Annotated in this window: 19 protein-coding genes; 6 read left to right on the forward strand and 13 right to left on the reverse strand. The window is 65.2% G+C overall.

What is annotated here, in order from left to right; all coding sequences use genetic code 11:
• Window positions 1-15: 15 nt before the first annotated feature.
• From AC3RCG_RS14855 to AC3RCG_RS14880, 6 genes are read right to left on the reverse strand one after another with little or no spacing between them, the layout of a single operon-like run.
• Entirely contained in the window at window positions 16-1,107 is a 1,092-nt protein-coding gene (locus AC3RCG_RS14855; RefSeq protein WP_492401699.1) for a FemAB family XrtA/PEP-CTERM system-associated protein, read from the reverse strand.
• Complete coding sequence (locus tag AC3RCG_RS14860; protein WP_230503333.1) at window positions 1,107-1,967, reverse strand: XrtA system polysaccharide deacetylase; 861 nt, start codon at window positions 1,965-1,967, stop codon at window positions 1,107-1,109. The genes AC3RCG_RS14855 and AC3RCG_RS14860 overlap by 1 nt, the downstream gene beginning before the upstream one ends.
• Window positions 1,964-3,124, reverse strand: coding sequence for a non-hydrolyzing UDP-N-acetylglucosamine 2-epimerase (gene wecB, locus AC3RCG_RS14865; protein ID WP_492401458.1), 1,161 nt, complete (start codon window positions 3,122-3,124; stop codon window positions 1,964-1,966). Before wecB ends, AC3RCG_RS14860 begins: the two co-directional genes overlap by 4 nt.
• 10 nt (window positions 3,125-3,134) lie before the next feature.
• Window positions 3,135-4,664 (reverse strand): TIGR03016 family PEP-CTERM system-associated outer membrane protein, encoded by a 1,530-nt coding sequence (locus tag AC3RCG_RS14870; protein ID WP_492401457.1) that lies wholly within the window; start codon window positions 4,662-4,664, stop codon window positions 3,135-3,137.
• The gene (locus AC3RCG_RS14875; RefSeq protein WP_492401456.1) at window positions 4,648-5,472 is read right to left on the reverse strand and encodes an XrtA-associated tyrosine autokinase; all 825 of its coding nucleotides are present in this window, start codon (window positions 5,470-5,472) and stop codon (window positions 4,648-4,650) included. Before AC3RCG_RS14875 ends, AC3RCG_RS14870 begins: the two co-directional genes overlap by 17 nt.
• Before the next feature lie 19 nt (window positions 5,473-5,491).
• The gene (locus tag AC3RCG_RS14880; RefSeq protein WP_492401455.1) at window positions 5,492-7,021 is read right to left on the reverse strand and encodes an XrtA system polysaccharide chain length determinant; all 1,530 of its coding nucleotides are present in this window, start codon (window positions 7,019-7,021) and stop codon (window positions 5,492-5,494) included.
• Window positions 7,022-7,274: 253 nt separating this feature from the next.
• Here AC3RCG_RS14880 and AC3RCG_RS14885 point away from each other — a divergent pair, with 253 nt between their 5' ends.
• Window positions 7,275-7,898 carry an XrtA/PEP-CTERM system exopolysaccharide export protein gene (locus tag AC3RCG_RS14885; protein WP_230503325.1) on the forward strand — a complete coding sequence of 208 codons (624 nt, stop codon included), beginning with the start codon at window positions 7,275-7,277 and terminating at the stop codon, window positions 7,896-7,898.
• Between the two features lie 200 nt (window positions 7,899-8,098).
• A complete protein-coding gene (locus AC3RCG_RS14890) occupies window positions 8,099-8,845 on the forward strand; it encodes an N-acyl amino acid synthase FeeM domain-containing protein (RefSeq protein WP_099408420.1) in 747 nt (248 codons plus the stop codon).
• A gap of 4 nt (window positions 8,846-8,849) precedes the next feature.
• Here AC3RCG_RS14890 and AC3RCG_RS14895 read toward each other — a convergent pair whose 3' ends face one another.
• From AC3RCG_RS14895 to prsT, 3 genes are read right to left on the reverse strand one after another with little or no spacing between them, the layout of a single operon-like run.
• Window positions 8,850-9,626, reverse strand: coding sequence for a S1 family peptidase (locus AC3RCG_RS14895; protein WP_230503324.1), 777 nt, complete (start codon window positions 9,624-9,626; stop codon window positions 8,850-8,852).
• Window positions 9,623-12,085, reverse strand: coding sequence for a hypothetical protein (locus AC3RCG_RS14900; protein ID WP_492401454.1), 2,463 nt, complete (start codon window positions 12,083-12,085; stop codon window positions 9,623-9,625). Before AC3RCG_RS14900 ends, AC3RCG_RS14895 begins: the two co-directional genes overlap by 4 nt.
• 3 nt (window positions 12,086-12,088) lie before the next feature.
• The gene (gene prsT / locus AC3RCG_RS14905) at window positions 12,089-14,872 is read right to left on the reverse strand and encodes an XrtA/PEP-CTERM system TPR-repeat protein PrsT (RefSeq protein ID WP_492401453.1); all 2,784 of its coding nucleotides are present in this window, start codon (window positions 14,870-14,872) and stop codon (window positions 12,089-12,091) included.
• A 241-nt stretch (window positions 14,873-15,113) separates the two neighbouring features.
• On the opposite strand from prsT, the gene AC3RCG_RS14910 reads away from it, so the two are divergent.
• Together AC3RCG_RS14910 and AC3RCG_RS14915 are read left to right on the forward strand one after the other, a co-directional pair.
• A complete protein-coding gene (locus tag AC3RCG_RS14910) occupies window positions 15,114-16,430 on the forward strand; it encodes a nucleotide sugar dehydrogenase (RefSeq protein WP_492401452.1) in 1,317 nt (438 codons plus the stop codon).
• Complete coding sequence (locus AC3RCG_RS14915) at window positions 16,430-17,656, forward strand: SDR family oxidoreductase (RefSeq protein ID WP_492401450.1); 1,227 nt, start codon at window positions 16,430-16,432, stop codon at window positions 17,654-17,656. Before AC3RCG_RS14910 ends, AC3RCG_RS14915 begins: the two co-directional genes overlap by 1 nt.
• A gap of 74 nt (window positions 17,657-17,730) precedes the next feature.
• Here AC3RCG_RS14915 and AC3RCG_RS14920 read toward each other — a convergent pair whose 3' ends face one another.
• The 3 genes from AC3RCG_RS14920 to AC3RCG_RS14930 are packed head-to-tail and all read right to left on the reverse strand — an operon-like array spanning window position 17,731 to window position 22,441.
• The gene (locus AC3RCG_RS14920; protein ID WP_492401448.1) at window positions 17,731-19,242 is read right to left on the reverse strand and encodes a SpoVR family protein; all 1,512 of its coding nucleotides are present in this window, start codon (window positions 19,240-19,242) and stop codon (window positions 17,731-17,733) included.
• On the reverse strand, window positions 19,239-20,456 hold the full coding sequence (locus AC3RCG_RS14925) for a DUF444 family protein (protein ID WP_492401447.1): 1,218 nt from the start codon (window positions 20,454-20,456) through the stop codon (window positions 19,239-19,241). Before AC3RCG_RS14925 ends, AC3RCG_RS14920 begins: the two co-directional genes overlap by 4 nt.
• Window positions 20,457-20,458: 2 nt before the next feature.
• Window positions 20,459-22,441: a serine protein kinase gene (locus AC3RCG_RS14930; protein WP_492401446.1), complete on the reverse strand. Its 1,983-nt coding sequence runs from the start codon at window positions 22,439-22,441 to the stop codon at window positions 20,459-20,461.
• Between the two features lie 241 nt (window positions 22,442-22,682).
• Here AC3RCG_RS14930 and AC3RCG_RS14935 point away from each other — a divergent pair, with 241 nt between their 5' ends.
• Together AC3RCG_RS14935 and AC3RCG_RS14940 are read left to right on the forward strand one after the other, a co-directional pair.
• Window positions 22,683-23,861: a S1 family peptidase gene (locus AC3RCG_RS14935; protein WP_230503316.1), complete on the forward strand. Its 1,179-nt coding sequence runs from the start codon at window positions 22,683-22,685 to the stop codon at window positions 23,859-23,861.
• 149 nt (window positions 23,862-24,010) lie between these two features.
• The gene (locus AC3RCG_RS14940) at window positions 24,011-24,343 is read left to right on the forward strand and encodes a hypothetical protein (RefSeq protein ID WP_141749910.1); all 333 of its coding nucleotides are present in this window, start codon (window positions 24,011-24,013) and stop codon (window positions 24,341-24,343) included.
• A gap of 78 nt (window positions 24,344-24,421) precedes the next feature.
• Here the strand turns inward: AC3RCG_RS14940 and AC3RCG_RS14945 are convergent, their stop codons facing one another.
• Window positions 24,422-25,858, reverse strand: a complete 1,437-nt coding sequence (locus AC3RCG_RS14945; RefSeq protein WP_070310789.1) for a catalase — start codon at window positions 25,856-25,858, stop codon at window positions 24,422-24,424.
• Window positions 25,859-25,990: the final 132 nt, after the last annotated feature.

Raw genomic sequence — 25,990 nt, forward strand, 5'->3', positions numbered from 1 at the left:
GGTGAGTCTCCTTGCTTAGCCCAGTTGCCGCACGATGTGCGGTCCCAGCAGGTTGGCCAGCGGCAGCGGCAGGCGGCGCCAGGCGCGGATGAACAGCGCGTATTTCGGATTCAGCGGATTGACTAATGGCAAAGCCTTGGCGCGCACGAGCTGGTAGGCATAGGGCAGCGGCTGCGGCGTAAAGCCCCAGTTCTTCTTGAAGTCGAAGGCGCCCGTGCCCAGCTTGCTGCGGCCGAAATCGAACAGGCGGTAGCCGCGCGCGCAAGCGCGGCGCATCGTTTCCCAGTACATGAAGTCGTTGGCGCCCGTGCTGCGCGCCACGACGTTGCCGCCGCCGTAATAGGGCAGCACTTCGTCGCGGAAATAAAACAGCAGCACGCTGGCCTGCGGCTGCTGGCCGTGATACACGGTGAGGATCTCGCAGGCGCCGCCAAAGACCGTGCGCAGCAGGGCAAAATGGCGGCGTGCGAAGACGGGCGTGCCCAGCCGGTGCACGCTGGCCGCGTAGATCGGGTAGAAACGGTCGATGTCATAGTCGATGGCGCTGTGCAGGCCGGCCGCGATAGCCTTGCGCACGACGGCGCGCTGCTTGCGGGGAATGGCCAGCAGATTCTGTTCGGCATCGGGGCTCAAAGGCCTGCGGAAGGTCGCGTACAGGGGTTTCTGCAGCCAGGATGCATCCGCGTTTTCTTGCGCATTTTCGTGCACTTCGCGCCAGCGATATTCCAGGTGCCCCACGCCGAGGCGCCGGGCCAGCGCCAGCGCTGCGCTGTCGAGCGCCTGGCGCACGGCCGCGCTGCCGCCGGCGATGCCGCCGTAGACGCAAAACGGCAGCGAGACGAGGGAAGAACCGAACAGGCGGCTGCGCAAATGGGCCAGCGGCAGCACGCCGGCGATGCATCCTTCCTGTTCCGCGTACAGGAAATAGCTGTCGTGCTGAAAACCTTGCTCCATGATGGTTTGCCAGCCGGCCCGGTGAAAAAAGGTCGCCTCCGGGCACGTGTCGACAAAGGCATCCCAGCGCGCATGCTCGTGCCCCTGCAGGGAGCGCACGGCGATGGCGGTGCTGGACTGTGCCGGAACGGGAGCAAGGCTGGCCTCGTGCATCATGTGCTTTCCAGAAAAATACGGTCCATGCGGTCCCAGGCAAAGTCGCGGGTCAGGCGCCCCAGCCGTGCTTCCATGCGCCCCAGGTTCAGGTAGTGGCGAAAGCGCGTCCTGGCGCTGAGGCCTGGCGGGCGCGGCTGGCCGGGATCGAGTTCCCAAGGATGAAAATAGAATATGCCAGCTTGCCCGTCGCGCGAATTGATGCGTCGCAAAAGCCAGCGCGACAGTGCATACGGCATCAATCTGAAATAACCGCCGCCGCCGGCCGGCAGGTTGCGCCCGCGCAGGCGCACGGTGCTGACGGGCAATTCCAGCACGCCATGCGGGCCGCGCGGGCGCCAGCCGAAGCGGGGCGCATCGGGCATGCCGTAATGGTCGTGGCGGATCGGGTAGATGCTGGAACTGTAGCGGTACCCGGCTTCCTGCAGCACGTCGAAGGCCCACAGGTTGGCCGCGCCGATGGAAAAGCTGGGCGCCCGGTAGCCGCGCACGGCCAGGCCCGTTATTTGCTCCAGGATGGCCTTGCTGCGGCGCACATCGTCGGCGAACTGCGCGGCCGACTGCTCGCTGGCGCGCAGGTGCGCATAGCCGTGGCTGGCCACTTCGTGTCCGGCGTCTGCCACGCGGCGCAGCATGGCCGGATAGCGTTCGGCGATCCAGCCCAGGGTAAAAAAGGTGGCGTGGATGCCGCGGCTGTCCAGCAGCATCAGGATGCGCTCGATGTTCGCCTCGACCCGGCATTCCAGGCGCGGCCAGTCGGCGCGCGCGATGTGCGGCGCAAAGGCGGAGACCTGGAAATAGTCTTCCACGTCGATGGTCAGCGCATTCTTCAGCGCCGGCAGCAGCGCAGGCGCCGTCATGGTTGTCCCCGGCGCGCCGCCAGCCAAGGCGCGATGACGGCCGCGATGCGCGTGGCCGCGCGCCCATCCCACAGCGGCGGAATGCGGCCACGCTTGCCGCCCGTGTCCAGGATGGTGCTGGCCATCTCCAGGATGGCGGCCGGGTCCGTGCCGGCCAGAGTATTCGTGCCATCGGTCACGGTGACGGGGCGCTCCGTGTTGGCGCGCAGGGTCAGGCAGGGCACGCCCAGCGCCGTGCTTTCTTCCTGGATGCCGCCCGAATCCGTCAGCACCAGGCGCGCCTCCTGCATCAGGCCCAGCATTTCCAGGTAGCCCAGCGGCGGCAGGCGGACGATGGCGTGCCGCGCCAGCAGCGGTTCCAGGCCCGCCAGGCGCATGCCGGCCAGGGTACGCGGGTGGATGGGAAACAGCAGCGGCAGGCGGGCTGACAGTTGCCCCAGCGCCTGCAGCAGCGCTGCGAGCTGGGCCGGATCATCGACGTTCGAGGGACGGTGCAAGGTCAACAGTCCATACGCGGGCGGGCAGGCGTGGCCGTGCGCGCGCAGGGTGGCGGCGGGCTTGGCTGCGCGCGGCAGCTGCTGCCGCAGGCTGTCGATCATGACATTGCCCGTGAAATGGATGCGTTCGGGGGCGATGCCTTCGCGCAGCAGGTTGGCGCGCGCGCTTTCTTCGCTGGTGAGCAGCAGATCGGACAATTGATCCGTCAGCACGCGGTTGATTTCCTCGGGCATGCGCCGGTCGCCGCTGCGCAGGCCTGCCTCGACATGGATCACGGGCGTGCCGCGCTTGGCCGCCACCAGCGCGCAGGCGAGGGTGGAATTGACGTCGCCCACCACCAGCACGGCATCGGGCGCCAGCGGCGGATGCGCGTCGAGCACGGCGTCGAAGCGGCGCATGATCTCGGCCGTCTGCTGCGCGTGGCTGCCGGAGCCGACGTCGAGGGCGATGTCGGGCGGGCGCAGGTACAGGTCCGTAAACAATTGCCCATTCATGGCCGTGTCGTAATGCTGGCCCGTATGCAGCAAGGTCACGCGGACGGCGGGCGCCTGTCGTGCCAGGGCGGCCAGGATGGGCGCCATCTTCATCAGATTCGGGCGCGCGGCCACCACGCACAGCAGGTGCGCCGGCGCGGCGGACGCAAGAGAAGGGGCGGACATTGCGGGCTCCTTAGAATTGCATGTTGAGGGTGGCGCTGACGCCGTTTTCGCGGTAGTCGCCGCCCCGGTTGCTGGCGTGCCGCGTATGCCGCACGTCGATGCTGGCCGTCATGTTCTGCTGCAGGATACGGGTGTAACCCGCCGTCACGGTGATGTTGTTGTCGCGCCGGGGCACGGTCAGCGAGCGCACGCTGGCGTAGCCGGCATTGACATTCACGCTGGTGCGCGAACTGGCTTGCCAGCTCCAGCCCACATTGCCGCCGATCTGGCGCGTGCGGTCTTCGCTGCCGAATTCCACGCCGGGCAGCAAGCCGCTGTCGATGCCGCTGGCCGTTTGTGCCGTGCGGTCGACGGCCGTGATGCCGGCGATCATCGTGCTTTTCGCCGTGGCGCGCGCCATCGTCAGCTTCAGCTGCTTTTGCAGGAAATAGCGGTGGCTGAAGTAATTGATGGCGCCCCGTTCCGGCCCCAGGCTGTTGGCATAGCGCAGGAAGGCATCGATGCGCAGGCGACGGTCGCGCGCGTTGGGAAAGATGCCGCGCCACAATTGATCAAGCAACTGGCCCGCGTCGCGGTTTCCCAGGCGCGAAAACTGCGTCGGCATGGTGGTGATGTTTTCGCTGTAGTTCAGTTGCCAGTTGGTATGGCGCTGCAGGAAATTGGCGTCAAGACTGTAGGTGGTGCCAAAAAAGCGCTTGCCCGTGCTGAAGGCGATGCTGGTGCGCGGCGACGGCGTCCACACGCCGCCCAGCGACCAGAAGCGGCCCTCAGGCGCCTTGCCGCTGGTAGAGATATAACCTTCCTTTTCCATGCCGCCGCTGGCCGTGGCCGACCATTTGCTGTTGAACGGATAGCGCAGGCCCACGCTGCTGCGCTGCATGCGTACGGGCGCCAGCTTGCTGTCCTGGGTGCGGCGTACGTCGTGGCTGGCGTTCCAGGTCCAGCCGTTGCCGCGCGGCTCGCCGCTGAGCAGCAATTCCATTTCATCGCTGTGTACGGACAGCAGGTCGCCGCCGCTATCGACCGTGTTGCGCGTGTAGCGCAGCTCGGCCGTGGCCAGGCCGCGGAAACGGTGGCGCAGGTAGGGGCTGATGCCCGTGGTGCGCACGGTGCTGGTATTGTCCGTGTCGGGCAGGTCGTCGATCAGCTGCGGGCCGAACGGCGAGATGTTGCGCCGGCTTACGCTGGCGTCCGCATCGATGAAGAACCAGTCCTTGACCAGTTCGGCGTCGGCCGAGGCGTGCAGTTCGTGGTTGTCCGTATCGGCGCGCTGTCCCGACAGGTATTTATGCCAGCTGTAGTCGAGGTGCACGCGCAGCCGGGGTCCCGTACCGATGAGGGCGATGGCGGGCGCGATTTCCGTGATGAAGTCCGATTGCGCCTGGCCCGGCGGCGCGCGCAAGGCGTTGTCAGTATAGCTTTCGCGCAGGCGCAGCGATGGTTTCACCAGCCAGTCGACGGCGCCGGCCGGCGCGGGCAGCAGCAGGGACAGCAGCAGCGGCAGCGGCAGCGAAACCCCGCGGCTAATCGTAATGGCCATAACCGTAGTAGTCGTTGCCGGGGAACGATTTGGTCTTGTTGTAGATCAAATGAATGTGTTCGCACGACTCGATCTGGCGCAGTGCCTCCTTGACGGCGTGCTGTGTCGTCGTTTCCGCCTCGACCACCATCACCACTTGTCCCATCTGCCCCACCAGCGCGTGTGCTTCGCTGGTGATCAAGAGGGGCGGCGAATCGAAGACGACGATGCGGTCGCCATAGCGGCTGGCGATTTCGGCCAGCAGCCGGCTCATGGCCCGGCTGGCCAGCAATTCCGTCGCATGCTTGTTGCTGCGCCCGGCGGGCAGGATGCTCAGATTGGCCACATTGGTTTTCAGGATCACGTCGGCCATCGCCAGTTGCGGGTCGAGCAGCATGTCCATCAGCCCCGGTTCCGGCGGCAGGCCCAGTACTTTCAGCACGGATGGGCGCGCCACGTCGGCATCGACCAGCAGCACCGTCATGTCCATTTCCATGGCGATGCTCATGGCCAGGTTGATGGCGCAGTAGGTCTTGCCTTCGCCGGGCATGGCGCTGGTAACGACGATCAGGTTGCCGTGGCGGATGGCCTCGGCGCCGCTGGCGCGCGCCTGGCGCAGCAGCGGGCGCTTGATGATGCGGAAATCCTCGGCCACCGAACTGCGCCCGCCATCGTGCGTGAGCATGCCTTGCTCGGCCAGCCGGTCCAGGTTCAGGGCCCGGTACTGGGGCGACCGGGCCGCCTGCGCGCCATCCACGCCATAGGGCACGCTGGCCTCGGCCACGCCGAGGATCGTGGGTTCCTGCTTGCCGCTGTCCTTGCTGCTCATCGTCGCTCCCTTGGTGGCTCTAGAATTTCAGCAGCGCGGCCGTCATGACCCCGCCATACAGCACAAACAGGCTGCCCAGGCAGGCGCCGAAGCCATAGCGGGCGCGGCGGCGGCGTACCTGCTGCAGCGGCGTCCAGTTCATCGATACCGTGCCCAGCACGTTCAAGCCCGTCGCGTCGCGCAGTTCCGAGGGGCTGAGGAAGGTGGGGCGCACCTGGCTGATCAGCAGGGCCGTGGCGACGCCGGCCACCAGCGCCGCGCCCAGCGCCGCACTGAACAGCAGCGGGCGGTTCGGGCCGACGGGCGCATATTGCACCGTGGGCGGGTCGATGATCTTGAAGGCCATCATTTCGGTGGTGGAACTGAGTTCGCCCGACAGCTTGGCCGCTTCGCGCCGGCCGATCAGCTTTTCATAGTTTTCCTTGTTGATGATGTAGTCGCGGTTGAGCTGCGCCAGCTGCGATTCCACCTCGGGCACGGCATTGCTCTGCGCCAGCAGCCGTTCGTTGCGCGCCGTATATTCCTGCACGCGGGCGCGGATGGCGGCCACCTTGGCGTCCGCGTCCGTCAGCGCCACCTTCAATTGCTGCAGCATGGGGCTGTAGTTCTTGCCCGGGTCGCCGGACGCCGTTTTCAGCTTGCTTTCCTCGATCTTGCGTTCTTCCAGCTGGGCAATGAGCCGCTTCGAAGCGATGATATCGGGGTGCAATTCCGTAAATTGCATGCGCAGGTTGTCGAGGTTCTTGTTGAGCGAGGCGATGCGTTCGTCGAGTTCGGGATTCGTGATGGACGATGCGTTCGGCTCCATGTCGAGCACGGGCTCGTCGCCCTCGATCTGGCTCTGGATGGCCTTGCGCGCCTGTTCCGCCTCGACCAGTTCCAGCTTGGCATTGTTCAGGCTATCGGACGACATCAGCAACTGGCTGCCATAGTCGATGCCCTGGCGTGGCAGCAGCAGGTTGTTGCGGATCTTGAATTCCTTCACCAGGTTTTCCGCCGCGCTCAGCTTGTCCTCGTAATTCTTGATCTGCTCGTCGATGAATTGCACTGCCTTCTGCGAATCGCCTTTTTTGCCCTGGAAACTGCCTTCGACGAAGATGGTCAGCAGGCTTTGCACGACGTCGCGCACGAGCTTGGGATCGCGTCCGCTGTAGCTGATGGTGTAGATGTCATAGGCATTGGTGCCCGTGATCTTGATGCGGCTCATCAACTCGTCCAGCTGGGCCTCGTGCTCGCGTACGGTCTTCGAGTCCAGGTCGAGGTCGACCATGCGCATGACCCGCTCCACGTTCGGGCGGCTGAGCAGGGTGCGGCTCATGATGGCCACCTGCTGCTCCGTGTTCGGCACACTGGTCATGCCGGCCATCAGCGGCTTGAGGATGGTTTGCGTATCGACAAACACGCGCGCCGACGTCTGGTAGTCATCGGGCAGGGTGATCACCTTGATAAAGCCGCCGATGGCCACCAGCCACGCCACCAGCACCGCATGCCAGCGGTACTTCCAGATGCCTTTCAAGCCGGAAAGCAGTTGCTGTATCAATTCTTCCATGTCGCTTCCTTCAGGTGACGGTGCTGCACGGCAGATGGGCTGGCGGCGCGGACAACGACGACGTCTTGCAAAAAATACTTGCTTGTTGAGTAAGCAAGTATAGGGCGGCTGCGGAGCAAGATTTCCCAAGATGATTGCTTCTTGATACGCCTCAAGGTTCACTTGCCGGGTTTTAATAATCATAGGAAGTTCGCGGCCCAGGCTGGTTCTGCGGGGCTGCCCATGGACGCGCATCGACTCGAAGAGGCTCCGCATGAATCCATTTCGCCGTGTATTTCTCTGCAATACGCTGGTCCTGGCCGGCGCCGCCAGCCTGCTGGGCGCCTGCCGCACCCGCTATCCGCTGGCGCCTTCCGACGACAGCGCTCCCATGCACGATTACCTGATCGGTCCGGGCGACTCCGTCAACATCATCGTCTGGCGCAATCCGGAAGTGTCGCTGACGGTGGCCGTGCGGCCGGACGGCAAGATCACCACGCCGCTGGTCGAGGATCTGGCCGCCAGCGGCAAGACGTCGACCCAGCTGGCGCGCGACATCGAGCAAGCCTTGAGCAAGTTCATCCAGCAGCCCGTGGTGACGGTCATCGTCACCAATTTCTCGGGGCCATATAGCGAGCAGATCCGGGTGATCGGCGAGGCGGCCAAGCCGCAGGCGCTGCCGTACCGGCAGGGCATGTCGCTGATGGACGTGCTCATCGCCGTGGGGGGCATCACCGACTTCGCGGCCGGCAACAAAGCCAGCATCATCCGCATGCGCGAAGGCAACCAGCAGCAGCTGGCGGTGCGGCTCGACGATTTGCTGAAGGAGGGCGATATTTCGGCCAATGTCATGATGCGGCCGGGCGACGTCTTACTGATCCCGGAGAGCTTTTTTTAGCAGCGGCCTCGGCAGTGTCAAAACAGCACTTATATTTGTCATTTTGTACTTTTCGGCAAATTTCAGCGTGTTATTTTGCTATCTAAAGACAGATTTCTTCTGTTTTTTTAGCTAAAGGTGGGAACTTCTCCCGTTTTTGTCTTGTCACAAGGCATTGGCTTCAGTCCGTCTCGACGGCTGCCGATGAACGTGAGGACAAGATGAGCTTTGAAGATGAACCCATTATTTCTTTCGACACGCCTGGTACTTTCAGCGACCTGGTGGTGGGCGAGGGGCAGATCGACCCGGCCATGGAGCATGAGCTCGACCTGCAGCGCTTTCATATCCGCATGGCCAATTCGCGTGGCCGGCGCGAAGCGGCCAGCTTGCTGATCCGCAAGATGTACGGCTGGCGCGGCTATGCCGTCGATCCCGGCACGGCCCATGCGCTCAATAAGATCACACTGTTTGCGGAAACGGCCGGCACCACCGTCGGCACCATGACCTTGTGCCTGGACAATGACGAGACGGGCTTGCCCGCCGATGAAAACTTCCGCGACAAGCTCGACGTCCTGCGCGAGCAGGGCCGGCGCCTGTGCGAACCGTCGCGCCTGGCCATCGACAAGGGGGTGAGCAAGCGCGTGTTTGCGGCGCTGATTCATATCTCTTATATCTATGCCCACAATATTCACGGCTTTACGGATTACGTGATCGAAGTCAACCCGCGCCACGTGGTGTTTTACAAGCGCATGCTGGGTTTCCAGGACTTCGGCGGCGAGCGCGAGTGCACGCGCGTGGGGGCGCCGGCCGTGCTGCTGCGGCTGGACCTCGATTACATGGGGGCCCAGATCCGCAAATACGGTGGCCTGATGGAACAGCATGGGGGTGAACGGTCGTTTTACCCCTTTTTTTTTCCGACATGGGATGAGCCCGGCATTACGGACCGGCTGAGGCAGGGGCGCAACTGATTATTCATTTATTTTTTAGCAAAATCGCCTGCATGTAGCCGCCTGGAATCGCGTAAGTGATGCCGCTCGGCGCGCTGATGGCCGCCTCCTTGAGGCCTTTGACGTACACCATGTTGACGATGCCGTAGACGAGACCGGTCTCGGGATCGAACAAGGGGCTGCCGCTGCTGCCCGGATACGCCGTCGCGTCCAGCTGGAACACGGTGTAAGGCGCTTTTTGCAGCTGCGCCAGGCGCCGGACGTCGAGGCGCTGCGCGTTTTCGCTGGGCATGACCACGGGTGTCAGCGATGACACGGTGGCGCGGTGGGTCACGTGGTGCAAGCCCAGCAAGGTGCCGAGCGGAAACCCCGTAAAGGCCATGGCCTGGCCTTCGCGCACCGTGGCCGCGTCACCCAGCGCCAGGGCAGGCAGGGGCGCGCCCGCCAGGCGCAGCAAGGCCAGGTCGTGTTCCGTGTCCAGCGCCTGGACCTTGGCGGGGCGAAATTGCGCTGCCTCGCCCTGGCCCGTGAGTATGCCGATGACTTCGTTCGGATTGGCGTCGAGCAGTTTCTGGATCACATGGGCGCAAGTGAGCACGCTCAAGCCGTCGCCGGCGACGAAGCCCGTGCCGATGAAATTCATCGGCGGCGTGCGCGTCTTTTGCAGGCTGCCCACGCCGACGATCGATGGTTTGATGCGCGCGATGGTTTGCGCCAGCGGAGCATCGGCGCGGCAAGGCGCGCTGGCCAGGGCAAGGCAAAACAGGAGGGCGGAAAAGCATGTCAACGGCAGGGCTTTCATGGCGGCGCACTTTCAACGTGAGGAGGTGGCACGGGCTGCAGCAGCGCGCACAGCAGCATCAGATAGCACAGCAGGGCGATGCGCGGCACGTCGAGCAGGCTGTCGAACAGGCCGACGACGAGAAAACCCAGCAGGGCGGCGGCGCAAGCGAGCGCGCCGGAATCGCCGCGCGCGGCCTGGCGCAGCAGGTGCGTGCCAGCCAGAACCAGCAGGGCCAGCATGGACATGACGCCGCACCAGCCTGTTTCGATCAGCAAATGCAAGGCCATGCTCTTGATATGCCACGGCAAATGATGGTGGTCGCTGCTGAAAAACCAGTAATTATTGGCTTGCGTAAAGCTCCCGTTGGCGATCAATTCCTCGCCGCCCGGGGCGCGCAAGCTCAGATTGTCGACTTCGAGCACGGACGAGTCAGCCGCCCCGCTGGCCGCCAGTTCCAGCTGCACGGGCGGGCGCAGCAGCCAGGCACCGGCGCCCAGCCAGGCGCTGTCGAACGGTACTTCATAGTGTTGCCAACCGCCGGGCTGCGTGCCAGGCGGCACAGGCCGCAGGCGCAGCGGAACGTTCACGCAGCCCTGGGCGTACAGCAATTGCCGCTGGCACAGGCGCACCAGCAGCACGGGCATGGGTCCCGTGCGCCGCACGTCGACTGCCAAAGTGTAGTGCGCGGCGGGCTGCACGGGCAGCCGCTGCAGCAGCCGCAGCAGCTCGCCATAACCGGCGCTGTAGCCGGGGCTGGCCAGACGCACATACCGGTTTCCCCCTTCCTCGGCATACGCGATGCTGGCCGGCACTTCGCGCTGGGGATTGTGCCAGTAATATGTAGCGGGAAAGCTGCCGCTACCCGTGCCGAACAGACGGTTGCCCCAGTCGGACGGCTGCATGGCCAGCGCTTGCCGCCAATGACGCAAGCGGCCTTGCATGTCGAAGGCCGTGGTGGCGAAACGTTCGGTGGCGTAATAGCTGGCCGACACGGGGATGGCCAGCAGCAGCAGGATGCCGGCCGCGCCCGCGATACTCAGGCTGGCCCGGTCCAGTCGCCACAGCGGCGGGCGCAAGCGTCCGTTGCACAGCATCAGCATGGCCAGCAGGACGACGAGGCCAGCCGGCAGCAGGGCGGGCGGACCGGCCCAGTGCCAGCCTATCCACGCCAGATTGCACGCCAGCATGGTCCACGCCATCATCGCCAGGCCCAGTCTGACAGGCCCTTTAGGGGCGCCAGCGCCGGGCCACAGCACGGCTGCCAGCAGCACGGCCGCCAGCAGGAACAGGAAATACGGGCCTTTCAGCCAGCCGGCCGTGTACTGGCCGGCCGGCTCCGGCCACCAGGCGGCCAGCAAGCCCTGCAGGCACAGCGCACACAGCAGGCTGGCCGGCGCCAGACGCCACGGCAAGGGCCGCGCCGCCAGCACGAAGCTGGCCGCGAGCAGGACGACGGCGGCGAGCAAGCCCCGGTAGCCGGCCAGGCTGAACATGTACACGAGCAGGACGGTGCCCAGCCCGGCCAGCAGCAGCCTCAATAACACACCGCGCACGGGCGGGCGGCCAGGCGGGCGCCGCGCCGCGCCGGGCGCCGTGCGCAGGGTTTGCCAGAATCCCAGCAGCATGGCCGCCGCCAGCGCCGCGTACAGGCCGCGTGAAAACGTGGTGAACGCCGCGTGCAAGGCCAGGGCCAGCAGCAGCAAAGCCAGTGCCGCCTGCCAGCGGCTGCGGGCGCGCGCCAGCCACAGTGCGGCAAACGGCAGGCTCAGCGCCAGGTAGCCGTCGAGCGCGGCGCCGCCCGTGTGCATGGCGGAAAACGGCGCCGTGATGCGGTAGTCGCTCGACAGGTTCGTCAGGCCGGGAAACACGGCCCGTTCCCATAGCGCGAACAGCGACACCATGGCCAGTCCGGCCAGCATGCCCGGCAGCGCGTAGCGGCGCAGGGCGGAAGCATTCCCGTCGCGCAGCAGCAGCGGCAGCAGCAGCATGCTCCAGGCCCAGGCCTTGCCCAGCCGCAGGCTGTTGTAGGGACTCAAGTAATTATCCCAGGCGTTCAGGTCAAGGGGCGCCAGCGGCAGGACGCCGCGCAGCAGCGCCGCCAGCCAGGCCAGGCTGCACAGCAGCAAACAGGCGCGGGCGGCGGGCGGGAGCGTGGCCGCGGCGCTCTGGACGGGGCCGCCCAGGCGCCAGTAGCCGCAGGCCACCGTCAGCAACAGCAGCACGTCGATTTCTTCGAGGAAGAACCAGCCCGTCCACGGCGCCAGGTCCAGCACGGGCAGCAGGGCGGGCACGCAGAACAGCCAGCAGGCGGGGCGCCAGCACAGCAGCAGGAAATACGCGGGCAGCAGCGCTGCAAACAGCAGGCCGGGCCAGCCGTGACCCAGCGGATAGTGGCGCAAGGCCAGCGCGCAGGCCACGCCCGCCAGCAGGGCCAGCGGACGCGCTGCCAGGCCGGCCACGGCAGCTTGCACAGCCATGGCCTACAGCTGGGTCAGCAAGGCCTGTGCCTCGGCCCGCTGCGGAAAGTCCTTGTTTGCGGCAAGCAATTGTTCCAGTTGCTTGCGCGCACCGCCCTTGTCCCCTGATTTCGCCAGGGCCGCGCCCAGGTGGTACTGCACTTCGGGCGACTTCGGCGCCAGCCCCGCCGCCTGGCGCAGCAGGGCCGTGGCGCGCTTGACGTCGCCTTGCTGCAGCACGATCCAGCCCAGGGTGTCGAGCACGGCGGGATTGTCGGGCGCCAGCTTGAGCGCCTGCTCGGCCGTCGATTGCGCGCGCGGATCTTTTTCCTGCTGATACGCCCAGGCCAGGTCGTTCAGCGCCACGACATTGCCCGTGTCCTTGGCGACGACATACTGGAAGTGCTCGATGGCAGCGCGGTATTGTTTGGCCGCCAGGTAAGTACCCGCCAGGTACGTGCGCGTCGGCAAGTCTTCCGGATGTGCCTTGAGCCAGGTGGCCATGCGCGCATCGGCTTCGCGCGTCTGGCCCGACGCCTGCAAGGCGCGGTACAGCTGCACCTGCAAGGGGCCGATGGGGCTGATGTCGAAGGCGTGCTGGTACAGCTTGACGGCTTGCTGCGGCAGCTTTTGCTCCATCAGCACGTCGCCTTCGAGCTTGTAGCCGGCCGCCAGCTTCGGCTGCTGTTCCTGTACTTGCCGCGCCACGGCCAGCGCCTCGCGCTGGCGGTTCAGGTTCAACAGCAGGGCCACTTCGACCACGCGCGCTTCGAGCAGGGCCGGGTCAAGCGCCTGCGCCCGCTTGACGGCTTGCAGCGCGTTATGATGGTCGCCCAGCGCCAGGTGCAGGCTGGCGATGCGCATCTGCAAGGGTGCGGATGTCGTTTGCAGGCTGGCCAGCTTGTTGTAGCTGTCGAGCGCGGCCGGCGCCTGGCCGGCGCTGTACTCGACCTGGGCGCGCAGGGCCAGCGCATCGGCGTCGCCCGGATGGCCCGTCTGCAAGGTGCGCGCCAGTTCCAGCGCCTTGTCGGGCGCGCCCGTCTTCAGGTAAAAATTACTTAATAGCAGGGCCGGCGCGACGGCGTCGGGATTGTCGCGGTGGGCCCGTTCGAGCCAGCGCCGCGCCTCGTCCGTCTTGCCCTCCGATGCGGCCAGCTTGGCCAGCGCCGCGCACAGGTCGGCATTTTTCGGCGCCTTCGCCAGCGCCTTCTCGAAGCGCTGTTTCGCCTGCTCCGGCTTTTTCTCGGCCAGGTCGATCTGCGCCAGGTTGTTCAGGGCGGGCAAGTACACGGGGTCCATGCTCAATGCTTGCTCGAAACTGGCGCGCGCGGCGGGCAGATCGCGCAGGGCCAGGTAGACGCCGCCTTTCAGGTTCAGCAGCAGGGGATTCGTGCCTTTCTGCTGCTGTTCCATCATCTTGACGCTGGCCAGGGCCTTGTCGTTCTGCTTGTTGCGCAGCAAGGTCATCACCAGCATGGTGCCCGCCTGCGGCGTGCTCTTGTCGAGCATGCTGGCGCGTTCCAGTTCATTGATGGCGCGGCTGTTCTCGCCCATGCCCAGGCGGCTGATGCCCAAGGCCGCATGCAGTCTGGCCGTGTCCGGCGCCAGGGTGCTGGCTTTTTCGAAATATGCCGTCGCCTTGTCGTACTGGCGCGCGCGCAAGTGGGCTTCGCCGGCCAGCGACAGCAATTCCACGTCGTCGGGGAAGGCGGTCAGCATCGGTTGCAGCAAGCCGATGGCGGCGTCGGTCTTGCCGCGCATCAGTTCGATCGAGGCCATCATCTTGACGGCGTACAGGTGCTGGGGATACACGGCCAGGAAGCGGCGCAGATAGCTTTCCGCCAGTTGCGGCGAACCGAGCGCCAGTTGCACGGCGCCGGCCAGCAGGATGGACGGCATGTGATCGGGCGCCGCCTTGAGCACCAGCTGCAAGCCCTGCAAGGCCGCCTTGTTCTTGCCCTGGCGAAAATCGAGCAAGGCCTGCGCCTGCAGCAGGCCCAGGCTGTTGGGCGCCGTCTTGCGCGCCGTGGCCAGTTGGGCCGCCGCTTCCAGATAGCGGTTGTCGACGATGTCGAGGTTGGCCAGGTCGATGTGCGCCTGGGTATTGTCCGGTTTGATCTTGAGGATCTGCATATAGGCTTGCCGCGCCGCGCCGTTCTTGCCTTGCAGGCGCAGCAGGTCGCCCTGCAGGCGCAAGGCGTCCAGGTTGGCGGGCGCGCTTTTCAGGGCTTGCGCCAGCAGCAGCTCGGCCGCCGGTACCTGCTGCTCCAGCGCCGACAGCCGCGCCAGTCCCAGCAAGGCCTCGACCTGGTCGGGATGGGCTTCGAGCAGGCGCGCAAACAGGGCGCGCGCCTCGTCCTGACGGCCCAGGGCCAGCAGGGCGTCGCCGCGCAGGGCCAGCACGCTGGCGGGCTGCGCCGCATCGTCGGGGATCTCGGCCAGCACCTTGTCGAACTGGCCCAGCATCAGCCAGGTCTTGCCCAGCAGTGGCATCACTTGCTGCGGCGCCAGGCCCAGCGATTTTGCCTTGCGCAATTCTTTCTCGGCCGACAGCGCTTCACCCGTGTCGATATAGATGCTGCCCAGCAGCAAGCGCGCGGCCGCATTGTCCGGTTCCTTTTGCAGCAGGTTTTTCAACTGGATGATGGCGGCCCGCGCTTCGCCTTTCTGCCGGTACTGCTGCGCGTCGGCCAGCAGGCTTTCGCTGCTCTGCGTGCCGTGGCAAGCCGTCAGCAGGGGCAGCAGCAGGACACAGCACAGCGCGGCGGCCGGCAGGCCAGGGAAAGGGCGGGACAGGGAAAGGGCCATGGAAATCTCCGGTAGCGGCGTGCGTGGACGATTAGCCGATTCGCGATGGGCGATGGGCATGGCCTAGCTTAAAAAGATGGCAGCCGGTCTCCTTGATTGCGCTCAACAAGCCGCCGATTGTCCGCGCGCATGCTTGCCGCCGTCCCGGTTTTCTTGTTCTCGCTCAAGAATGGACAAACCGGCAACCGTAGAATTTCCCGGACGGTGATGCGCAGGCCGCAACCATTCGGAGCACATGCATATGGACAGCAATGTGAATAGCAATATCAATAGCAAGGCGGGCGTGGTGGCGGTGGTGGGTCTCGGCTACGTGGGCTTGCAGCTGGCCGTGGCGTTTGGCACACGCCAGCGCACGATCGGCTTTGACTTGTCGGCGCGCAAGGTGGAAAGCTACCGGCGCCACATCGACCCGACGGGCGAAGTCAGCCATGAACAGTTGCTGGCCGCGCAATGGCTGAGCGTGGGCTGCGACCCGGCCGAGCTGCAACTGGCCGATTTCATCGTCGTGGCCGTGCCCACGCCCGTCGACAGCGCGCACAATCCCGACTTTTCGGCCCTGGCCGGCGCCAGCGCGGCCGTCGGGCGCCACATGCGGCGCGGCGCCATCGTCATCTACGAATCGACCGTGTATCCGGGCGCCACCGAGGACATCTGCATTCCCATCCTGGAACAGCATTCGGGCTTGCGCTGGAAGGACGACTTTCATGTGGGCTTTTCGCCCGAGCGCATCAACCCCGGCGACAGGGATCACACCCTGCACAGCATCCGCAAAGTGGTCTCGGGCGATGACGCCACGACACTGGACAAGGTGGCCGCCCTGTACGAAGGCGTGGTCGGGGCGGGCGTGCACCGGGCCTCGAGCATCAAGGTGGCCGAGGCGGCCAAGGTGATCGAAAACACGCAGCGCGACCTGAACATCGCGCTGATGAACGAGCTGGCCATCATCTTCGACCGCATCGGCATCGACACCCTGGAAGTGCTGCAGGCGGCCGGCACGAAATGGAATTTTTTACCATTTCGTCCGGGACTCGTGGGCGGCCACTGCATCGGCGTCGACCCATACTATTTGACGCACAAGGCGGAAATGCTCGGTTACCACCCGCACGTGATCCTGGCGGGGCGCCGCATCAACGACGGCATGGCCAAGTTCGTGGCGGAAAAGACCATCAAGGAAATGGTGCGCGCCGGCTTCAAATTGAAAGGGGCGCACGTCAACGTGCTGGGCCTGACCTTCAAGGAAAACTGCCCGGACCTGCGCAACTCGAAAGTGGTCGACATGATCCATGAACTGCAATCGTACGGCGTGCAGGTGCACGTGCACGACCCCGTCGCCGATGGCCGCGAAGCGCTGGAAGAATACGGTTTGACCTTGGAAAGCTGGGAACAGCTGCCGCAGGCCGAGGCCATCATCAGTGCCGTCTCGCACCAGGCCCTGCTGGCCCGCCCGCTGGCCGACTTCCAGGCCAAGGTGCTGGAAAACGGCTGCTTCATCGACATCAAATCGCATTTCGACCCCCGTCCGCTGGAGGACGGCGGCCTGCACGTGTGGCGGCTGTGATGGCGGCCGATGCCTTCGATCGGGCCGCAAACGCGGCGCAAGGCGCCACCGCTGGCGGCCCGGCTGCAGGCGCGTACGCGCAAGCCTGCGCGCAACTGGTGCAAACGCCGCGCCGCTGGCTGGTGACGGGCGTGGCCGGCTTCATCGGTTCGCACCTGCTGGAAACCCTGCTGCAACTGGGACAGGAAGTGCGCGGCCTCGATAACTTCATGACGGGCCATCGCCACAACCTGGAACAGGTGCGCGCCAGCGTGGGCGAGCAGGCGTGGCGCCGCTTCACCTTCATGGAAGGCGATATCCGCGACCTGCAGGCGTGCGCGCGCGCGTGCGGCGTGCCGGTACAGGCCGCCAGCGGTGGTAATGGCGATGGCGAGGCGGACGGCGGGACAGATGCGGCCGATGGTGCCAGCGGCGCTGGCGGCAGCCTGGCCGGGCGCGGCCGGGCTGATACGGGCGGCGCTGTCGACTACGTGCTGCACCAGGCGGCGCTCGGTTCCGTCTCGCGTTCGCTGGAAGACCCGCTGCTGTGCCACGCCGTCAATGTCAGCGGCTTTCTGAACATGCTGGCCGCCGCGCGCGAGGCGGGCGTGCGGCGCTTCGTGTATGCCGCGTCCAGCGCCACGTATGGCGACCATCCGGCCTTGCCGAAAGTGGAACAGCACATCGGCGCGCCCCTGTCGCCGTATGCCCTGAGCAAATACGTCAACGAACTGTACGCGCAGGTGTACGCGCGCTGTTACGCCGTGCAGACGGTGGGCTTGCGCTACTTCAATGTCTTCGGTCCGCGCCAGGACCCGCTGGGCGCCTACGCGGCCGTCATTCCCCGCTGGATCGCCGCCATGCTGGACAATCAGGCCGTGCGCATCCATGGCGACGGCGCCACCAGCCGCGACTTCTGCTTCGTGCACAATGCCGTGCAAGCCAATATCCTCGCCGCCACGCGCACCGACCCGGCCGCCGTCAACCAGGTCTACAACGTGGCTGTCAACGCCCGCACCAGCCTGACCCAATTGCACGCCACCATGCAGCAGATGCTGCTTGCCGTCCGCCCGCAGCACGTGCCGCAGGCACCGCACTACGGCGAGTTTCGCGCCGGCGACGTGCGCCATTCGCAGGCGGACATCGCCAAGGCGGGCCGCCTGCTCGGCTATGTGCCCACGCACACCCTGGCGCAAGGCTTGCGGCAGACCATCGCCTGGTATGTGGCGCAGGCAGGCCGCGCATGAGAACCTGGCCCGCCAAGTGGTCGGAGGCACTAGCTGGCCAGGTACACGCCGATATCAGTCTGATCGGCGGGCTTTCAGCGTTGCACGGGCGGTGCTGTCGGCGTTGTTGCTGACGCCGTCGGCGCGGGCGGCTCCGGCACGCCATCGGCCTTGCTGCGCAAAACCCGGGGCGTGCCGCGGAAATCGGCCGTATGCAGGGTCACGGGGCGGCGCCAGATGCGGGCGATGTACGCCAGCACCTGTTCCGCCCGCTCTAGGTCGAGGCCGCGCCCGTCGCGCTGGTGATCGTGGCGCAGCACCAGGCTGCCGTCGTCGTTGAGCAGCGTGACGGCGATGCACGGCGCGCCATAGTTGTATTTGGGCGCCAGGATGGCTTCGCGGATGGCCGCCAAGTCGCGGCTGGCCAGACGCGTTTCGCCATCGCGGTGGCTTTCATGCACGAACAGGCCCAGGCGGTCAGCCAGTTCGCCGTCCAGATAATTGCGTATGAAACTGCAGTCGTCGTCGTCACGGCAAATCTGGCGCGCCCGTGCCAGTCCTTCACGCTCGATGATGTGTTCCCACATGCAAAATCCCAAATGATAGGGATTGACGGCCAGCGCCTGCTGGTGCTCGCCCGCGTAAGGACGCACGACGTCCGAATGGGACTTGATGGCGGACAGGTACAAGGCCGGCGGCAGGAAGTCGGCTTCGCGCAGCAGCCGCGCATGCCAGTACGAGGCCCAGCCTTCGTTCATGATCTGGCAGGCGTACACGGGATAAAAGTAAAACGACTCTTCGCGCACGGCCAGGAAAATGTCGCGTTCCCAGTCCGCCAGTTCCGGCCCATGTTGTGCGATAAACCAGAGTAAATCGTATTCGGGCTGCGGCGGCAGGAGCGGGCGCTGCGCCAGCCTTGCCCGGGCCGCCTCGTGCGCCGCCAGCGCCGCCGCTTCGCCGGGCAAGCGCCGGTAGCGTTGTGCAAAAGGATCTTCCGCGCCGGCCCTGTCTTGCGTGCCGGCCACGCCGGCTGGCGCCGCTGCCGCCGCATACGGCGGCCGGTGCAGTTCGGCGTGCACGTCCACGTGCTGCTCGAGCGCCAGTGCCGCGTCGAGCACGGCTTCCACCTGCTCTTGCCCATGGCGTTGCAGCGCCAGTTCGAGACGCTGCGCCCGCGCCGCGCTTTGTTCCAGGATGTGCTGGCCCGCCATGGCGCCGAAACGCAGGAACAGGGCATTGCGGCTGGCAAAGTCGGCGTGGCCCAGCACGTGCGCCGTGACGAGGGTGTTTTCCGCCACGGAATTGTGTTCGGCCATGTAGGCATGGCAAGGGTCGCCGGGAAACATGACTTCGAACATATGCGAGTTGCCCATCTTTTGATGCACGAGCTGGTGGATGTAGCGCACGCCGAACGACCAGTGGCGCATGCGTACGGGCAAGCCATAGATGGCGATCTCGGCCATGAAGCTGTCCGGCACCAGCTCGAACTCGACGGGGGCAAATTCCAGCCCCAGTTTCCGCGCCAGCGCTTCGATGCGCGGCGCGTAGGCGTCCAGGCCGGCTATGTTTGCCGTGCCACCATGGTGCTGAGCGTCATGCCGCGTCATGCCGCGTCCTCCGTCTCGGCCGCTTCGTGCTGGAAAAAGGTGCGGATGGCCGCCCAGACATCGTCATTCCTGCTCAGGATGCTGCTGTGCAAGGGCAATCCCCGGCGTTCCTGTTCGGCGCACAGGCTGTGCATTTCCGTTTCCAGGCTGCGCGGTACGCCGGGCACGGTTTCCACATAGCCCATGTAGTTGAGCAGGCCGGCCAGTTCACCGAGGGCCAGGCTGGCCGCCGCCCGGTCTTCGCTGAAATTCTCGCCATCGGAGGCATAGAACAGGTAGGCGTTGTAGCGGCCCGGCGCATAGTGTTGCTGCAGCAGTTCGCGGCTCAGGCGAAAGGCGGTGGACGCCATGGTGCCGCCCATGCCGTTGACCTGGAAGAACTCGGCTTCGGAAAACTCCCAGGCCCGCGTCGTATGGGCAATAAAACGTGTTTCCACGCGCGCATACCTGCGGCGCAAGCCCTGCAAGGCAAAGAAAAAGAAGGATTTGGCCAGTTTGCGTTCGGCCTGCGCCATACTGGCCGACACGTCCAGCACGAAAAACACGACGGCGTTCGTGCTGGGCCGGGGCTGTGGCAGGACCTGGCGGTAACGCAAGTCCTCATTGGTGAAGGGCACGGGCTGCGTTTGCAGCGCGCGCCGCTTGATCGCTTCCTTGACGGTGCGCCGGCGGTCCAGGCGCGACCGGGCGCCATGACGGTCCAGCCCGCTACGCACGAGCTGTACCTCGTCCATCGGCCCTACGTGGCGGGGCTTCAGGTGCGGCAGCTCGAAGGCGTCCCACAGCCAGTCGAGAATGTCGTCGATGGGAAACTCCAGCAGCAGGCGCACGGCTCCCTCGCCATTGCCGCCATCGCCTTGCGTTCCAGCCCCGCCCGTGGCGGCAGGGTCGGCCGCGCGCAGGATATCGCCGGGCTGGCCGTCGCCCTGGCCCGCGCCCATGCTGTTGCGCGCGGGCGCCAGACGGAAACGCGCATGTTCGAGCAGACGCATGGGTACTTGTACCGTGCGCTGCTGCGGCCCGCCGATCAGGTCAGGCGTGGCGATCAGCTCGGGCAAGTGTGCCTGCACGGCGTCGCGCACTTTCTGGTTGTGGCGCAGCCAGTCGCGCGCGCCGCGCGAGAACAGCCCGTACCAGGGCTGGGCCAGGTCGGGCGCGGCGACTGCCGCAGGACCATCCTGCTTGCCTTTGCCTGGCGAGGTCGTGGCGGACATGGCTATTCCTGCGCCAGCAAGGTGGTCACATAGTTGAGCGCTTCGCGCGCGCTGTGGGCGTCGTAGCCGTATTCGTCGACCAGGCGCTGTTCGACGGCGGAAATCCTGGCCCGCACGTCGTCATCGGGGCGCTTGGCTGAACCCACCAGACGCAGCACGTCGCGCCGCTGCTCGAACAGATATTGCTGGATGGCGTCGTGCAATTGCGCATGGCTGCCCAGGCCGAACGCCTCGCCCCGCTTGAAGGCGCTCATGGCCTTGCGCACCACTTCTTGGCGGAACGACTGCTTGCCCGAGTCGCTGATGTGGATTTTTTCTTCCACGGCGCGCAGGAAGCGTTCGTCGGGACGGCGTTCTTCGCTGGTGATGGGGTCGCGGATCTGGCGGTTGTCGAGCATGGCTTCGACTTCATCGAGATATTTGTTCAGCAAGTCTTGCGCCTCTTGCTCGAACGACACGAACAGGGCCTTGTGCACGTCGGCCTTGACCCAGCGGTTATAAAAATCCTTGCGCGTGAGCACCAGGTAATCGACCCACTTGCGCTTGCGCCGCGGTTCGATGCGCGCATCGCTTTCGATGCCGTCTTTCAGGGCCAGCAGCACGTCCATGGTGGACAGGCTGTTGCGCTGGGCGGAAATGATGGCGTGCGACAGGGCATTGATGACGAAACGGGGCGACACGCCCGCCAAGCCTTCGTCGGGCGCCTTGTCGCGTTCGCGCAGGCGGCGGATATCGGCATGCTGCAAGTCGTCGACGTCTTCGTCGGCGTACACGCGCAGTTTCTTGACCAGTTCCGCTTCCTTGTCGTCGCCTTCGGGCAAGCGGCTCAGGATGGCGAACACGGCCGCCGCATGCAGCACGTGCGGATCGAGGTGCACGTCGCGGAAGGCGGGCGCTGCCGCCTGGATCAACTTGCGGTAAATGCGCGCTTCTTCGCGGTAATTGAGCGTGTACGGCACTTGCACGATGACCATGCGGTCGAGCAGCGCCTCGTTTTCGCTTTCTTGCATGAACTTGCGAAATTCCGCCAGATTCGTGTGCGCGACGATGGTTTCATCGAGGTAGATCAGGGGGAAGCGCGACACCTTGACATTCTTTTCCTGCGTCAGGGTCAGCAGCAGGTAGAGAAATTCGCGCTTGACCTTGAGGATTTCGATCATTTCCAGCATGCCGCGGCTGGCCGCATACACGGCGCCCGACCAGGACCAGGCGCGCGGATCGCCTTCATCGCCGTACTGCGCCACTTTCGACAGGTCGACGGAGCCCACGAGGTCGGCCAGGTCGGCCGTGGTGGGATCGTGCGGCGCATATGTGCCGATGCCGCAGCGGCCCGCCTCGGACAGGTGGATGCGTTCGACGGGCATGCGCAGGAAGTCGCCGCCGTACTGTTCTTCCAGGCGGGCGCGGCAATGGGGACACAGTTCGCCGTGCAGTTCGGCATCATAGCTGGCGCGAAAGTCGGCGCACATGCTATGCGGCACCAGATGCAGCGGCGATTCGTGCACGGGACAGCCGGCGATGCCATATAGCGCGCCTTCACTGCTGTGGCTGTATTCTTCCAGCCCCCGCTTGAGCAAGATCACCATGGTGGACTTGCCGCCCGATGGCGGGCCCAGCAGCAACAGCATGCGCCGGCCCACTTCGGAGCCGGCGGCGGCGGCCTTGAAGTAGGCGGCGACCCGGTCGATCGCCTCGTCGATGCCGAACAGCTCGTCGTCGAACAGGCGGCAGCGGAAGCGCCCGCTGTCGTCGGTCTGGCCGTTCCAGCGCATCATGTCCCACAGATACTGGTGCGCGCTGCGCGTCAGCAGGCCCGCGCGGCCGGGCAGGATTTGCTCGATGAAGTCGGCAAAACTGCCACGCCACGGACTGATGCGGTGTTTTTCCGCCCAGGCCGCCATGCCGTGCACAAAACCCGCATGCTGGCCTTGCTCGCCCGCAGGCGCGTCGTCATCGGATTGGTGTGGCCTACCAGGAATCGTCATTATTTCCCCATCCATACCGTTGCTGCCGTGTGCAGGCCCAGTTCCAGCCTGCCAGTCAAGTATACGACGCTGCCTCTGCCCGCACGACTGATCTCGCTCAACCTTGACGAGGGAACTATTTTTATCCTCGCTGCGCCCATTGAGACAAGGCAGCCATGCGTCAGCGCGGTTCAATCCAGATCAATACTGGCCTGCGCGGCACGTCCACACTGGTCTTGCGACGACCCACGAGGAGAACATAATGATAGGTAACGAGAATGGTTTCAGCGCCCCGCCTGGCGGCAGCGGCAGGGGACAAAGCGCGGACGATGAAGAGGCCGTCGGCCAGTTTGCCGCCCCCGGCGAAGACGACCATACGATCGAGAGCGCGTCCGTCTCGGAGGTACCCGACGCCCTGAGCGGCGTCAGCATGGAATTGCTGGAAATCAAGCGCAGCATCGAAGACGGCATGCGCCAAAGCATTTCGCAGGCGGGCGGCGTGCGCGCGGCCGATGCCTTCAGCGACGGCGGCAATATCCAGGGCGTGTCCATCGGCCTGGGCGAGGGCGCCAGCGACAGCTCGTCCGGCGAGCCGGGCTTGCCGGCCCTGACCCTGTACGTGGCCGAACCCACCTCCGTCGACCGCGCCAAGGCCGCCATCGTGGGGGCCATGGGCGTGCGCGCCGTGGCCAGCGACAAGGTGCCCGTCAACATCGTCGTCACGGGCGTGATCGATGCGCAACCGCACCGTTTCCGCTTGCGTCCGGCGCCGGGCGGCGTGTCGGTCGGGCATTTCCGCATCACGGCCGGCACCATCGGCTGCCTGGCCGTGGGCCGCAGCGCGCCGCGCAGCGGCCGCTTGATGATCCTGAGCAATAATCACGTGCTGGCCAATTCCAACGGCGGCGTGTTCAACGATTGCATCGTGCAGCCTGGTCCCATCGACGGGGGACGTTGTCCGCAAGACCAGGTGGCCGTGCTCGAGCGTTTCGTGCCCATCAATTTCAGCGGCGGCGTCAATTACGTCGATTGCGCCACCGGCTGGGCCTGGCCTGACCGCGTGCGGCCCGAACTGGTCTATCTGAGCGGCGGCGTGCCCGCCTACTTCCGTATCAGCAATGCGCTGGTGGCCCCCGCGTTGGGCATGATGGTCGGCAAGTCCGGCCGCACGACGCAATTGACGCAGGGGCGCATCACGGGCCTGGGCGCCACCATCAACGTCAATTACGGCGGCGGCAGGATCGCGCTGTTCCAGGACCAGATCGCCATCACTGGCGTGAGCGGGGCGTTCAGCGCGGGCGGCGATTCGGGTTCGTCCATCTGGACCTGGAACCAGCAGCGCAATCCCGTCGGCCTGCTGTTTGCGGGCGGCAACAACATCACGTTTGCCAACCAGATGCGGCGCGTGGTGGCGGCGCTCGACATCAATTTGTACACCTGAGCACGCTGCCAAGTGCCGCCTTGCATAACGCTGCTTTTTGCACGATGATGATTGTATGAGAGGCCGCAGCCATGCATGGTTGTGCCCGGCGAACGGCGCTGCAGCGCCGGATGGCCGGGTGTATCATGGAATGCCTCAGGAGGGTTGTCATGTCAAACAGTAAATTCGTACCATCGCCATATGCCGTCTTCGAAGACGCTGCCATGCCGTACTTACCGGATGAAATTCCTGGACAGGGCATGGGGCAGTACACCCCGGCCGCGCCCCACGGCCGCCTGGAAGCGGCAAAGCGGCGCAACGAGCGGGCGCTGATGGCCATCGACGGCGTGGAAGGCGTCAGCGTGGGACACACGGCCGTGGGCAAGGACGCGCTCGTCGTGTATTTGCGCGACTCGTCCGTCAAGCGGCGCGTGCCGTCGCAGGTCGAGGGCTATCCGGTGGAAACGAGCGTCACTGGCCAGATCGATATCCAGCGCTGGTAGGCAGGCCTGGCCGCCTGGCCGCGGATCGTTGCGGCGGAAGGCCTGTTGCCAGGCCTTCCGGGTTCCTTTCAGCCGGCCTTACTTGCTCAGGCGGCTGATCGCTTCGGCCACGCCCGCGCCATAGGCGGGGTCGCACAGCGTGCAATTACCGATGTGGCGTTGCTTGACTTGCTCCGAAGCGCCCGAGATGGCGCGCGCCGTGTTGTCGAACAGCGCCTGCTGTTGTGCCGGCGTCATCAGCTGGAACAGGGCGCGCGGCTGCGAATAGTAATCCTCGTCGACCCTGTGGTTCCAGTGGTCGGCCGCCCCTTCGATGCTCAATGGCGGTTCGCGGAAATCGGGCTGCTCGGCCCATTCCTGCTCGCTGTTCGGTTCATAGCCCAACGTTCCTCCCTGGTTGCCGTCGACGCGCATCTGGCCGTCGCGGTGGTAGCTGTGGAACGGGCATTTCGGCGCGTTGACAGGGATATGGCTGTGGTTGACGCCGAGGCGGTAGCGCTGCGCGTCGCCATACGAAAACAGCCGGCCTTGCAGCATCTTGTCCGGCGAAAAGCTGATACCGGGCACCACGTTGGCCGGGTTGAAGGCCGCCTGTTCCACTTCCGCGAAATGGTTGTCCGCATTGCGGTTCAGTTCCAGCACACCCACCTCGATCAGCGGATAGTCGCCGTGCGGCCACACTTTCGACAGGTCGAACGGGTTCAGGTGATACGTGCCCGCCTCTTTCTCCGGCATGATCTGCACGTACAGGGTCCAGCGGGGGAAATCCTTGTTTTCGATGCTTTCATACAGGTCGCGGTGCGAGCTTTCGCGGTCCTTGCCGACCAGTTCCTCGGCTTGCGCGTCGGTCAGGTTTTGTATCCCTTGCTGGGTTTTGAACGTGAACTTGACCCAGAATCGCTCGTTTTGCGCATTCAGGAAGCTGAAGGTATGGCTGCCGAAGCCATGCATGTGGCGGAAACTGCGCGGCAAGCCCCGGTCGCTCATCACCACCGTGACCTGGTGCAGCGCTTCGGGCAGCGAAGTCCAGAAATCCCAGTTGCTGTTGGGGCTGCGCAAGCCCGTGCGCGGGTCGCGTTTGATGGCGTGGTTCAGATCGGGAAATTTCAATGGGTCGCGCATGAAAAACACGGGCGTGTTGTTGCCGACCAGGTCCCAGTTACCTTCTTCCGTATAAAACTTCAGGGCGAAGCCGCGGATATCGCGTTCCGCATCGGCCGCACCCCGTTCGCCGGCCACCGTGGAAAAGCGCGCAAACATCGGCGTTTGCTTGCCCACTGCGCCAAAAATCTTGGCCCGCGTGTAGCGCGTGATGTCGTGCGTGACGGTAAACGTGCCGTGCGCGCCCGATCCCTTGGCATGCATGCGGCGCTCGGGAATCACTTCACGGTCGAAGTGGGCCAGCTTTTCCAGGAACCAGACATCTTGCAACAGGGCGGGGCCGCGTGGGCCGGCCGTCTGGATGTTCTGGTTGTCGACGACAGGCGCGCCAAAGGCGGTGGTCAGCTTTTTCATTGGACTCTTTCTTTCATGGCTAGGCAGAGCAATGGACGCACCGGCGCTACTCAAACACTGGCTGGGCTGAATGCACACTCACCGGGGCTGGTCCAGAGTAAAATTTCTAAAATGCAAACCAGTGTAAACTTT

Source organism: Janthinobacterium sp. GW823-FHT01H08 (genome assembly GCF_058797855.1).